General features: G+C 55.8%; 14 protein-coding genes. 11 read left to right on the forward strand and 3 right to left on the reverse strand.

Annotated features, from left to right (window positions below):
* The 3 genes from GJT30_18600 to GJT30_18610 all read right to left on the reverse strand — a co-directional run.
* Window positions 1-120, reverse strand: a 120-nt coding sequence (locus GJT30_18600; protein MSM41631.1) for a DUF485 domain-containing protein, incomplete at its 3' end; no start/stop codon positions are given.
* A gap of 133 nt (window positions 121-253) precedes the next feature.
* Window positions 254-1,024 carry a helix-turn-helix domain-containing protein gene (locus GJT30_18605; protein ID MSM41632.1) on the reverse strand — a complete coding sequence of 257 codons (771 nt, stop codon included), beginning with the start codon at window positions 1,022-1,024 and terminating at the stop codon, window positions 254-256.
* 507 nt (window positions 1,025-1,531) lie between these two features.
* Window positions 1,532-1,921 carry a hypothetical protein gene (locus tag GJT30_18610; protein ID MSM41633.1) on the reverse strand — a complete coding sequence of 130 codons (390 nt, stop codon included), beginning with the start codon at window positions 1,919-1,921 and terminating at the stop codon, window positions 1,532-1,534.
* Window positions 1,922-2,079: 158 nt separating this feature from the next.
* Here GJT30_18610 and GJT30_18615 point away from each other — a divergent pair, with 158 nt between their 5' ends.
* The 11 genes from GJT30_18615 to GJT30_18665 all read left to right on the forward strand — a co-directional run bounded on the left by GJT30_18615 (window position 2,080) and on the right by GJT30_18665 (window position 11,597).
* The gene (locus GJT30_18615) at window positions 2,080-2,823 is read left to right on the forward strand and encodes a YebC/PmpR family DNA-binding transcriptional regulator (GenBank protein MSM41634.1); all 744 of its coding nucleotides are present in this window, start codon (window positions 2,080-2,082) and stop codon (window positions 2,821-2,823) included.
* A gap of 56 nt (window positions 2,824-2,879) precedes the next feature.
* Window positions 2,880-3,371, forward strand: a complete 492-nt coding sequence (ruvC, locus tag GJT30_18620) for a crossover junction endodeoxyribonuclease RuvC (GenBank protein MSM41635.1) — start codon at window positions 2,880-2,882, stop codon at window positions 3,369-3,371.
* Window positions 3,368-3,967, forward strand: coding sequence for a Holliday junction branch migration protein RuvA (gene ruvA / locus GJT30_18625; GenBank protein ID MSM41636.1), 600 nt, complete (start codon window positions 3,368-3,370; stop codon window positions 3,965-3,967). Before ruvC ends, ruvA begins: the two co-directional genes overlap by 4 nt.
* Window positions 3,968-3,989: 22 nt before the next feature.
* The gene (gene ruvB, locus GJT30_18630) at window positions 3,990-5,006 is read left to right on the forward strand and encodes a Holliday junction branch migration DNA helicase RuvB (protein ID MSM41637.1); all 1,017 of its coding nucleotides are present in this window, start codon (window positions 3,990-3,992) and stop codon (window positions 5,004-5,006) included.
* 1 nt (window position 5,007) lies between these two features.
* On the forward strand, window positions 5,008-5,745 hold the full coding sequence (locus GJT30_18635) for a DnaA regulatory inactivator Hda (GenBank protein MSM41638.1): 738 nt from the start codon (window positions 5,008-5,010) through the stop codon (window positions 5,743-5,745).
* The gene (locus tag GJT30_18640) at window positions 5,742-6,284 is read left to right on the forward strand and encodes a hypothetical protein (protein ID MSM41639.1); all 543 of its coding nucleotides are present in this window, start codon (window positions 5,742-5,744) and stop codon (window positions 6,282-6,284) included. The genes GJT30_18635 and GJT30_18640 overlap by 4 nt, the downstream gene beginning before the upstream one ends.
* Window positions 6,285-6,497, forward strand: coding sequence for a DUF2905 family protein (locus tag GJT30_18645; protein ID MSM41640.1), 213 nt, complete (start codon window positions 6,285-6,287; stop codon window positions 6,495-6,497). It abuts the gene before it with no gap.
* A gap of 105 nt (window positions 6,498-6,602) precedes the next feature.
* Complete coding sequence (locus GJT30_18650; protein MSM41641.1) at window positions 6,603-6,902, forward strand: phasin superfamily protein; 300 nt, start codon at window positions 6,603-6,605, stop codon at window positions 6,900-6,902.
* A 10-nt stretch (window positions 6,903-6,912) separates the two neighbouring features.
* Complete coding sequence (locus tag GJT30_18655) at window positions 6,913-8,598, forward strand: ubiquinone biosynthesis protein UbiB (protein ID MSM41642.1); 1,686 nt, start codon at window positions 6,913-6,915, stop codon at window positions 8,596-8,598.
* A 173-nt stretch (window positions 8,599-8,771) separates the two neighbouring features.
* Complete coding sequence (locus tag GJT30_18660; protein MSM41643.1) at window positions 8,772-10,991, forward strand: HAMP domain-containing protein; 2,220 nt, start codon at window positions 8,772-8,774, stop codon at window positions 10,989-10,991.
* A gap of 102 nt (window positions 10,992-11,093) precedes the next feature.
* Complete coding sequence (locus GJT30_18665) at window positions 11,094-11,597, forward strand: chemotaxis protein CheX (GenBank protein MSM41644.1); 504 nt, start codon at window positions 11,094-11,096, stop codon at window positions 11,595-11,597.
* The last annotated feature ends 49 nt before the right edge of the window (window positions 11,598-11,646 follow it).

An 11,646-nucleotide genomic window follows, 5' to 3' on the forward strand; every position in this document is an offset into this window, starting at 1 on the left:
GAAATAGTACACGGTGGAGAAGATCCACCAGCCGAACAGGAACACCGTCTTCTTGCGATGTAGTTCGACAAACTTAGGGTTTTTGGCGATTGCGCCCCAGTCATACTGCTTCTCAGCCATGGTAGTTACTCCTTTCTTGGTAAGGTCAAAACATTATGGTGCGGCGTCCCGCTCCATGCCTTCCCTTGGCGTTTGTGCTTGTCTCGTCCCCTCCTTTCCCGTTATGATGACTCCGTACATCCCTGCGTCTTCCTCAAAACCGGGCATAACCGAACTTCATCGACAGGACTTCTGCCCCTTCCTGCAAGGAAGGGATAATCTCATTTTCTATCCGGTCGGTCAGCATCCTGAACGACGGGCCCATCATGGCCAGCGCACAGATCACCTTTCCGGCATAATCACGGATAGTTACCGCAACGCTTACCACCCCTTCACCCAACCCCCCCTGATCAACGGCAACGCCTTTTTCCCTGATCGCATGTAGCTCGGATCCGAGGGCAACCAGGTCGGGCAGATCCTTCCGCCTGCCGCGCCTTTTGAAGAGCTTCTCCAGAAGCTCCTGCGACTCAAGCGCCTTGAGAACCTTACCGGCGGCATTGGTAAAAAACGGAAACCGCTTTCCCACCATGGGGGTCGTCTTGACGTTCTGCAGACTATCCACCATATCGAGAAAGAGAACCTCGTCTCCCAGCAAGACCGTCAGGTAGATGGCCTCGTCATGCTTGCGGGCCAACTCCTCCATGACCGGATGTGCATGCTTGATGAGGCTCGCGCTGCTGATGAAGCGTTGCGCCAGAGCCACGGAACTGAGCCCGATGCGGTAGACCCCGCTCCCCTCTTCCCGCTCCACCAGACCACGGCTCTCAAGAGTGGCCAACAGACGAAACACCTTGTTCCGGCTCAACCCCAAACGTTCGGCAAGATTGGGGAGGGTCGGCGGAGGGGTTTCATCGGTGAGGGCCTCAAGGAGATCCAGCGCCTTTTCCACGGTCTGCACCGAATATGTGCTTTTGTCTCTCGTCATGGCACCCTGTCGATTTCACGAATATTCAAGCTCTGTTCTACAATCGGCCATTTTTGATTTTATATTTTTTTAACACGCCGTTTTATTTGTGTCAAGAATATTTTTGAATTCCCTGCGCAATACCATTTTGTTTTTCGCGATATCAGTATGTTGCGCAAGTAATACACCTGAACAATTTCGCATTAATCATATTTGCATAGCCATAAAACAAATTTATACAAAACAGGGGTCGGTTGCGCACAAAAAGTGCTGCATTGCAGCCATGGGAAGGGCTCGAATGGAGATTTACAGACTTGGAGGGCATCCGGATAGGGCAAACCGAGAACAGCGCCAAAACAGAATAACGTACGATGCAGGCAGGATAAAAACAGGGCATTACAGCAATTGCAGAACGCCTTTTCTATAAATAGAGAGGGATATCCCGCAGCCGGAGTGAACGAAAAATGCTTCAGGAACGGAGAGGGGCAAGAACTGTGAAGGGAGGGGCGTCAAGGATTGCCCTCCTCATCAGCGGAACTGGATGGCAATACCCTTGGCTTTGATTTCGCCGGAGGGGAAGAGCAGGTATGTGGACTGCTCCACCCGGACCTCGGGGAGAATGACTGCATCTGCACCCAGGCGCCGGGCACCTTCGCGCAGTTCTCCATAGGCCCATTCATAATCCTGCGTGGTCAAGCCCTCAACGGAACCGATCCGCGAGCGGCTGTACTCCAGAGCGCCCAGCTTGACATACGGTCGCTGCAGTTCGTCCTGGGTCATGATGGGAGGCAGCGATTGTGGCACATGCTTCGTTACGGCACACCCGGACAGTCCGGCGATCGCAATCGCCACGACACCCCATGCAATCAATACGAGAAGGTGCCGTACAGGCGACACGCGACCTCCGCGATGCTTCATAGATGCTTCCATGGAATGACTCCTCCGGGGATATGGACAACGGTGATAAGTCTAGCGGCATTTTTCTGACTTTACAAGGCAGTTTTTCCCATGCTAGTATTCTGCGGTTTTCGTTGGATACTCACGTATTTTCTGATCTTTTGACAAGGAGCCGGGGAATGTCAGGACATAATAAATGGAGCACCATCAAACACAAAAAGGGTGCAGCCGACGCAAAGCGGGGCAAGGTTTTTACCAAGCTGATCAAGGAGATATCTGTTGCTGCCAAGCTGGGGGGCGGCGACGCCGCAGCCAACCCGCGCCTGCGGACCGCCATTGACAAGGCCAAAGCCGAGAACATGCCCAAAGACAACATCGAACGCGCCATCAAAAAGGGAACCGGCGGGATGGAAGGGGTCATCTACGAAGAGATCACCTACGAAGGCTACGGCCCCGGCGGCGTGGCGGTGCTGGTCGAGGTGATGACCGACAACCGGAACCGGACCGTTTCCGATGTCCGCAGCATCTTCACCAAGTGCAACGGCAATATGGGGGAAACCGGCTGCGTCTCCTGGATGTTCGACAAGAAAGGGCTCATCGTCTTCAACACTTCCGTTGAATTCGAGAAGCTTTTCGAAGCTGCCCTGGAAGCCGGGGCAGAGGACGTGAGCGAAGAAGACGAGCAATACGAGGTTATCACCGAACCCTCAGCATTCATCGAAGTGCGCGAAGCACTGGAGAAGGCGGGCTTTACCTACGAATCCGCTGAAGTCACCATGATCCCCCAGACCTTGATGAAACTGGAAGGCAAGCCGGCAGAGAGCATGCTGAAACTGATGGAAAGGCTGGAAGATAATGACGACGTACAGAACGTCTATGCGAACTTCGACATCTCCACGGAAGAGATGGAAAAGATGATGTGAGCCACAGGGGAGCCGCTGGCTCCCCTTTTTCGTTGCCCCTTGGGAAATACAATCGCATGAAAGTTCTCGGCATCGACCCCGGTTCACGCATCACCGGCTACGGGATCATCCGCTCTGAAGGCAACCGCCTGCTCCACCTTGACAATGGTGCCTTGTTCACCGATACTACGGCAGACTTTTCCACCAGACTTCTACAGATCTACCGTGGCCTGACCGACATCATCCGGACCTACCAGCCGGATGCCATGGCTGTCGAGCAGGTCTTCTTCGCCAAGAACGTGCAGAGCGCCCTCAAGCTCGGCCAGGCCCGCGGTGCCGCCATTGTCGCCGGAGCGGATGCGGGCCTGCCTATCTTCGAATATTCGGCGTTGCAGGTCAAACAGGCCGTGGTCGGACACGGGCGAGCGGCCAAGGAACAGGTCCAGCAGATGGTGAAGATACTTCTCAACCTCCCGGAAATCGCCCAGGCCGACGCCTCGGATGCCCTGGCCATTGCCATCTGCCATGCCAACTCCGCAGGGATGCGCAGCCTCACGAGACGCCCATGATCGCGCTCCTCACCGGCCGCATCGCCCATAAGGGCCCTGACAGCGTGATCATTGATGTCGGCGGCGTCGGCTACCGCGTGCAGATCCCCTTTTCAACCTATTTTGAGCTCCCCGACGAAGGGGGGACCACAACCCTGCACATCCACACACACGTCAAGGAAGACGCGATCCATCTGTACGGCTTTCGCACGGCCGGCGAAAAGCTCTGCTTCCAGCTGCTCATCACGGTTTCGGGGATCGGGCCGAAACTGGCGCGCGACATCCTCTCCAACTGCCAGGTGGAGGATCTTGCCGCCGCACTGACCCGCGGGGATCTCGCCCGGCTTTCCGCCATCCCAGGCATCGGGAAAAAAACTGCCGAGCGGCTGGTCCTGGAGCTGAAAGACAAGATCGCCCGGTTGAGCGTCCCGCTTCCGGCCAGAGAGCAGGCAACTGCTGCAGGTGCGGCGGATCTGCGCGATGATGTCGCCTCGGCCCTGGTGAACCTGGGTTACAAGGAAGCACAGGTACGCAAAACCCTGGATGACCTGGAAATACCGCCTGATGCGTCCATGGAAACGGTGCTGAAGCAGGCGCTCAAGACCCTGATGAAATAGAACCCCACGGATATCGGACCAGATGACCCGGATGATAGCTCCCGACATAACCGAAGACGACCTGTTCGTCGAAACGTCCCTTCGCCCCAGGGCGCTGGAGGAGTATATCGGCCAGGAAAAGGCCAAGGGGAACCTGCGCGTCTTCATCGATGCCGCCAGGCGCCGCGACGAAGCACTTGACCATGTTCTCCTCTATGGGCCGCCCGGCCTGGGAAAGACAACGCTTGCCAACATCATCGCCTGCGAGATGGGGGTGAACATCAAATCGACCTCGGGTCCGGTGATCGAGCGCCCCGGCGACCTGGCGGCGATCCTCACGAACCTGGAGCAGCACGACGTCCTGTTCATCGACGAGATCCACCGCCTCTCCCACGTGGTCGAGGAGATACTCTATCCCGCCATGGAGGATTTCCAGCTCGATATCATCATCGGCCAGGGGCCAAGCGCCCGGACCATCAAGCTGGATCTGCCCAAGTTCACCCTGGTCGGAGCCACGACCCGGGCAGGGCTTCTCTCCTCTCCGCTCAGGGATCGCTTCGGGGTTATCTCGCGGCTGGAATTCTACACCAATGAGGAACTGGCAACGATCATCACCCGTTCGGCCCGCATCCTGGGGATCCAGATCGACCAGGAGGGGGCGCTCGAATTGGCCGGCAGGAGCAGGGGAACCCCGCGGATTGCCAACCGACTGCTCCGCCGGGCTCGCGACTTTGCCCAGGTAAAGGCCGATGGAATCATCACTGAAAAGGTCGTCATGGATGCCCTTTTGCTCCTCGAAGTCGACGAGATGGGATTCGACCAGATGGACCGGACCGTGCTCCTGACGATTATCGACAAGTTCGGGGGAGGTCCTGTGGGGCTCGACACCCTCTCTGCCGCTATCTGCGAAGAAAGCGGCACCATAGAGGACGTCATCGAGCCGTTCCTGATCCAGCAGGGGTTCCTCAACCGGACCCCCCGGGGACGGGTTGCCACTGCTGCGGCCTACCGCCACTTCGGCCGAATACACCCCACCTCCTCCCAGGAGAGTCTTTTCTGACATGCAGCTCCCCTTTGATTTTCCTGTAACGCCCCGCTTCAGCCTTGCCAACTTTGTCGTCTGCTCCGGCAACGAGACAGCCTATCGCTTTGCCCTGCGCCTGCTGGAGCCGACAAGCGGCGAAAACCTCCTCTACCTGCACGGCCCTGAAGGTTCCGGCAAGACCCATCTGCTCATGGCCCTGGCAGATGCCCTTGGAGAAAGGACCGGGAAAACCGTTCCCTGCCTGACGTTCGGAACACCCGACTCGGCCACCCTCCCGGCGCGCTGCGTGGGAACCGGCAATCCGGGCGACGAGGTTTTCCGCGAGGCGCCTGCCCTGCTGGTGGATGACCTGCATCTGATCCCTGCGGATCACGACCTGCGGATTGCGCTCTGGCAGCTCTTCAACGATTACTACCAGACCGGCAGACCCATGGTCATTACCGGCCGCTACCCTCCCAAGGAGCTCCCGAACCTGGATGATCACCTGACATCCAGACTGCTCTGGGGACTGGTGGCCCATATCGACGTCTCGGACGACAGCTCCCGCCGCATGATCATGCAGAAGCTTGCGCTGGACCGGCAGATGGTTTTTCCGGACGAGGTGGTCGACTACCTCTTGCGGCATGCGCGGCGCGACATCCCGAGCCTGATTGACACGCTGGACCGGATAGTGCATCATGCTCTTGCTACCGGGCGCAAGGTTTCCCTGCGACTGGCCAGTGAAGTCATGGCCCCCAACGGAGCGGTTATATGAACCTTCTCCTGCATATCTGCTGCGGCCCGTGCGCGGTCTTTCCCGTCAAGGAACTCCGCAACCGGGGGATTACCGTTACCGGCTACTTCGATAACCACAACATCCATCCCTACCAGGAATACCAACGACGCCTGGAAGCGGTCAGGGATTTTGCCGGCCAGACCGGCCTTGAGGTCCACTACCGCGAAGAGTACCGGCTCGATGAATTTCTGGCCGCCGTGGCAGCGGATCCGGGCAGTCGCTGCCGTTACTGCTACGCATCCCGGCTGGAAGCAACGGCAGCCTTTGCAGCACGGCAAGGATACACCGCCTTCACCTCGACGCTCCTCTACAGCCGCTACCAGCAACATGAAGAGATCAGGCGGCTGGGGGACGAACTGGCCCAACGGTACGGCATCGCATTTTTCTATGCCGACTTCCGGGGCGGATGGCAGGAGGGGATACGGCTCTCCAAGGAGATGGGGCTCTACCGGCAACAGTACTGCGGCTGTATCTACAGCGAACGTGACCGCTACCTCCCCTCCGCGCGGAGGTCCTGAATGCCCGAACTCGGCAAGACCCTCATCATCATCGTTCTCATCGTCGTCGCTGTGGGAGGTATCCTCGTTTTCGCCGGCAAGATCCCCTGGCTGGGACGACTCCCCGGCGACATCACTATCAAGAAGGAAAACTTCACCTTTTATTTCCCCCTTGCAACCTCCATTCTACTCTCGCTTCTCCTGAGCCTCATCCTCTGGTTGCTTCGTAAATAAGGCGGCAGCTGCACTGCTGACTATGCCGGTTGTATTTCAGCGGTTTCATGCTACCTTTAGATGTATAATCATTGAGTAAATATCCCGTGCAGAAGGAGGCATCTCATGTTCGAACTCATCGAAAAGGCATTTTTGTCAGGACTTGGAGCCCTTGCCGTTTCGCAGAAAATGGCGGAGGAGTTGGTTACCGACCTGAAGGAGCGGTACAAGGTAAGCGAGGAAGAGGGAAAGGTCTTGCTGGAAAAGCTGCAAAGCCTTGCCAAGGATAGCAGGGGCAAGGTCGCAGAGGTTGCGGAACAGGAAGTGAAAAAGGTATTGGATAAAGTTGGTCTCGTCCCCCGTGAAGATTACGAACAGCTGTTGAAGCGGGTGGAAGAGTTGGAAAAACGCCAGTCGGACCAGTAAACGGGATACCATGCTGAACCTCATCCAGCTCAACCGGAATATCCGCACCATCAAACGTTACCGCCAGATCATCCGAATCCTGCTGAAGTATGGATTCGACCATCTGTTGGAGTATCTGAACATCACAAACATGGCGGCACGGGGGCGACGGTTCCTGCGGCGCCCGGCGGTGAACATCGCGGCTCTTTCCCCCCCGGAACGGATGCGCCTTGCCCTGGAGGAGTTGGGCCCGACCTTCGTCAAACTGGGGCAGCTTCTCTCCACCCGTCCCGACGTCATCCCTCGGTCCTACGTCCAGGAGTTCACCAAGCTCCAGGACATGGTTCCCCCCTTCTCCTTTGCCGAGATCCAGGAGCAGGTCCGCCTGGAATTGGGGGGAGAGATCGAAGAGCTGTTTGCCTCCGTCGATCCGGTCCCCATCGCTGCAGCCTCCATTGCCCAGGTTCACCGGGCAGTCCTCCTCTCGGGCGAAGAGGTGGTGATCAAGGTCCGCAGGCCCGGCATCGTCGAGCTGGTGGAAACGGACATCGACGCACTGCTGGGGCTGGCGCAACTGGTCGAGCGGCACCTCCCCAACACGGAAATGTATGAACCGGTCCCCCTGGTCCGGGAATTTGCACGTACCATCAGACGAGAGATGGATTTCACCCGCGAAGGGCACACCATCGAGAAAATCGCCGGTAATTTCACAGGCGATACCACCCTCTACTTTCCCAAGGTTTACTGGGACGTGACCTCGCGGGGCATCCTCACTTTGGAGTTTATCAACGGGATCAAGGTCTCCGATCTCCAGGCCCTTCAGGATGCCGGGCTCGACACCAGGGAGATCGCCCGACGTGGGGCCGACGCCATCATCAAGATGGTGCTGGTGGATGGTTTTTTCCATGGGGATCCACACCCGGGAAATGTCTTCATCCTCCGAAACAATGTGATCTGCCTCCTCGACTACGGCATGGTCGGCCGGTTCGACGAGCAGCTGAAAAATTACCTCCTGGACATCATGATCGCCGTCATCAAGAGAGACGTGGAAGAGGTCATCTCTTTGCTCCTCCAGTCAGGGGACATTGCCGAAAACCTGAACCCGCGAGTTCTGCGCCGGGATATTGCCGAATTCATCGACAGCTACTATGAAATCCCCCTCCAGGAGATCGAGGTCAGCCGTCTTTTCTTGGAATTCATCGACATCATCAATACCCACCAGATACGGGTCCAGGCAGACCTGATGCTGTTGATCAAGACACTGGTCACGGTCGAAGGGATGGGCAGGGAGCTGGACCCGCGATTCGACATGGTGGCCCATCTGCGGCCGTTCATCGAGGGGGCCATCAAGGCACGGATGTCGCCCCGCAACATTACGGTATCTCTCTTGGACAGCCTGAAGCCCTATCTCTACCTGGCCCGCCACCTCCCGAGAGACCTGAAGGAATTTCTCACCAGGATCAACCGCAACAAGTTCAAGATCGACCTGGAGCACCGCGGGCTGGACCGCTTCATCAAAGAACTGGACAAATCCGTCAACCGCCTCTCATCGAGCCTGATCATCGCCGCCCTGATCGTCGGTTCATCCATTGTCATGCAGATCGACAAGGGTCCCAAACTGATGGGATTCCCCATTTTCGCCTTCCTCGGTTATTCCATCGCAGGCCTCATCGGTTTCTGGTGGGTCATCGCCATTATCCGCTCCGGACGTTTGTAACTGGTGCGGTATTCCGCCCCCTGGAACTGGTCGCAGACGGAAACCGCCCCACAGTGCCCTGTCCCAAATCCGCCTGCAGCCTCGCATCTGCCGTCAATCGCCCTTGTCAACGGGGTCTCAATGATCTAAAGTAGTGCGACGCAACCATGCGGCAGACCACCGGAAAGAGGCCCATGAAGACAGCTCTCCCTCCGCAAGAAGCGCGCAAGCGCAAGCGGGAATGGATCATCATCTCCATCTCCCTGCTACTCATCTTTGCCCTGACCTATACGGAAATCCACCTTTCAAAACTCTCTACCGATGCCCCTCTGTCGAGCAACATCATCATATTCGGGATCATTAATCTCGTCATCCTCCTGATCATCCTGCTCATCTACCTGATTGTCCGCAACATCGCAAAAATGCTATTGGAGAGCAGACGAAGCCTTATCGGCGCTCAATTGCGGACGAAACTGGTCATCGCGTTTGTCGGGCTCTCGCTCATCCCAACCATGCTGCTCTTCTTTGTCTCAGCAGGATTCATCGTCAACAGCATCCAGAACTGGTTCAACAAGCAGGTGGAGACCTCGCTGAACGAGTCGATGGAAGTTGCCCAGACCTATTACAAGACCTCGGCAGCCAATGCACTCTATTATGGCCGGCAGATCAGCAATCAGATCAAACAGCAGAAACTGCTCAACGATGAAAAACTCCCCCAGCTCAAGGAACTCATCCGCAATAAACAGAAAGAATACAACTTGAGTATTGTCGAGGTGTTCTCAGCCCAGCGTGAAGAGTTGACCCGTGCCACGAACCCCCGCTTGCCCCTGGGCGAATTCACCAATCCTTCATCGGAAGATATCAACGTGGGATTGCGCGGGAAGGAGCTGACTCGCGTCAATGCCGTCGGCAAGGCGGATCTTATCCGGGGCATCGTCCCGATCTACTCCACCTGGAATCAGGCAGATGTTGTCGGGGTCATCGTCGTAAACTACTACGTCCCCTATTCGCTGGTCAGCAAGATGAAGGAGATTACCACTTCGTACATAGAATTCCGGCAGCTGAAGATCCTCAAAAATCCCATTGCGACCGGCTATATCCTGACCCTTTTCCTGATAACCATCGTGATCGTTTTCCTCGCGGTCTGGTTCGGGCTCTATCTGGCCAGGAACCTCACCGACCCGATTCAGGAACTTGCCATGGCTACCCGGCAGGTCGCCGAAGGAAACCTGGAAGTCCATCTGGGAGAAAAGAGGAATGATGAGATCGGCATGCTGATCTCTTCATTCAACAAAATGACCGAAGATCTGCGCATCAACCAGCAGCAGCTCAAAAGGACCACCGACGAGGTTATTCGCAGCAATCAGGAGCTTGAACAGAGACGCCGCTACATGGAAATCGTTCTCAAAAACGTCACTGCAGGCGTCATTTCGGTCGACAAGGGCGGCGTCATCACCACCATCAACAAATCAGCCGAACGGCTCCTGAATATCCAGATGTCCGACATATCCGGCAGAAATTTCCGCGAAATCCTCAAAGCCACCCACCTCGATATCGTGAAAGAGATGCTACGGGATCTGGTAATGTCCAAGCAGGACTCGATCAGGAAGCAGGTCACCATTCCACTTCGGGAGTCGCAGGCGACCCTCCTGATCAGCCTCACGATCATGCGTGACGACAACGATGAATTTGTCGGGACAGTAGTCGTGTTCGATGATCTAACCCAGCTGATGAAGGCCCAGCGTATGGCAGCATGGCGAGAAGTCGCCCGCAGGATTGCCCATGAAATCAAAAACCCACTCACGCCTATCCAGTTATCTGCCCAGCGCCTTCGTAAGCGCTATTTAAGCCGATTCAGCGCAGAAGAACCCGTGTTCGACCAATGCACAGCCATGATTGTTACGTCAGTGGACGAGCTCAAATCGCTCGTTGATGAATTTTCCAATTTTGCCCGGATGCCTGCTGCTCATCCATCGGTCAATAATATCAACGAGATTATCCGCGAGGCACTTACCCTGTTTCAGGAAGCGCATCGAACCATTCAATTCTCATTCACTCCCGACAACGACATGCCGCCGTTGTTGCTTGACAGAGATCAGATAAAGCGGGTTTTCATCAACCTGCTCGACAACGCCGTTGCTGCGCTGAATGGCACCGGAGAGGTCGTTCTGACGACATCACAAAACCATGATCTGCACATTGCCATCTGCACCATTGCCGATACAGGTCACGGCATTACCCCTGAAGACCGGCAAAGACTTTTCGAACCCTACTTCTCCACAAAAAAGGCAGGGACGGGATTAGGGCTTGCCATTGTCAACACCATCATATCCGACCACAACGGATTCATTCGCGTAAAAGACAATTTTCCCAAAGGAACGGTCTTTGTCATTGAACTACCGATCACGACATAAAGAGTGCATCAAATTTCCCACTATATTATCTCAAATTCTTTGTTAGAATTGTCCGGTAGCATCCATCATGTCAATGAACGGACCAGGGAGGGGTTGCACAGTATGTCTCTTGACGAATCGATTGTTACGGGAACGCATCTTTCTGAAGAAGCTATCAAGAACTACATCATCGAGATCACCAAGAAGGTTTTTTCCACCATGGTCATGCTCGAGACGACAGAAGACTATCCACTGAAGGAGCCGGTTACGCATTTTCACGCAACCGTCACCAGTATGGTGGGACTGGCAGGTTCTTACACAGGTATCGTATCTGTTCATTGTCCGGTCTCTCTCGCCACGAAGATTACCTCAAACATGCTCGGCATCGAAGTGACTGAAATGTGCGACGACGTGAATGATGCCATGGGAGAGATTGCCAATATGCTGGGTGGAGACATGAAACATCTGCTCTCCAAGGGGGGAATGGATATCCATCTCTCCATACCTACCGTCATATTCGGAGCTGAATACACCCTGGATTTTGTCAGCGACAAACAGAGCCTCGCCATACCGTTTTTTTGCGATAACGATCGCTTTCTGGTGAGCGTGAAGCTGCACAAGGAATAAACATCCAAGCCATAACGGGAGGGGCACTGGAGCTTGGTCCGTGGGAGCA

This window comes from Geobacter sp. (assembly GCA_009684525.1).
Taxonomy (GTDB): domain Bacteria; phylum Desulfobacterota; class Desulfuromonadia; order Geobacterales; family DSM-12255; genus Geoanaerobacter.

What these genes read in the sequence shown, in the direction of transcription:
- GJT30_18605 (MSM41632.1), bottom strand. Translation starts at nt 1,024, where the DNA reads ATGACGAGAGACAAAAGCACATATTCGGTGCAGACCGTGGAAAAGGCG.
- GJT30_18610 (MSM41633.1), bottom strand. Translation starts at nt 1,921, where the DNA reads ATGAAGCATCGCGGAGGTCGCGTGTCGCCTGTACGGCACCTTCTCGTA.
- GJT30_18615 (MSM41634.1), top strand. Translation starts at nt 2,080, where the DNA reads ATGTCAGGACATAATAAATGGAGCACCATCAAACACAAAAAGGGTGCA.
- ruvC (MSM41635.1), top strand. Translation starts at nt 2,880, where the DNA reads ATGAAAGTTCTCGGCATCGACCCCGGTTCACGCATCACCGGCTACGGG.
- ruvA (MSM41636.1), top strand. Translation starts at nt 3,368, where the DNA reads ATGATCGCGCTCCTCACCGGCCGCATCGCCCATAAGGGCCCTGACAGC.
- ruvB (MSM41637.1), top strand. Translation starts at nt 3,990, where the DNA reads ATGACCCGGATGATAGCTCCCGACATAACCGAAGACGACCTGTTCGTC.
- GJT30_18635 (MSM41638.1), top strand. Translation starts at nt 5,008, where the DNA reads ATGCAGCTCCCCTTTGATTTTCCTGTAACGCCCCGCTTCAGCCTTGCC.
- GJT30_18640 (MSM41639.1), top strand. Translation starts at nt 5,742, where the DNA reads ATGAACCTTCTCCTGCATATCTGCTGCGGCCCGTGCGCGGTCTTTCCC.
- GJT30_18645 (MSM41640.1), top strand. Translation starts at nt 6,285, where the DNA reads ATGCCCGAACTCGGCAAGACCCTCATCATCATCGTTCTCATCGTCGTC.
- GJT30_18650 (MSM41641.1), top strand. Translation starts at nt 6,603, where the DNA reads ATGTTCGAACTCATCGAAAAGGCATTTTTGTCAGGACTTGGAGCCCTT.
- GJT30_18655 (MSM41642.1), top strand. Translation starts at nt 6,913, where the DNA reads ATGCTGAACCTCATCCAGCTCAACCGGAATATCCGCACCATCAAACGT.
- GJT30_18660 (MSM41643.1), top strand. Translation starts at nt 8,772, where the DNA reads ATGAAGACAGCTCTCCCTCCGCAAGAAGCGCGCAAGCGCAAGCGGGAA.
- GJT30_18665 (MSM41644.1), top strand. Translation starts at nt 11,094, where the DNA reads ATGTCTCTTGACGAATCGATTGTTACGGGAACGCATCTTTCTGAAGAA.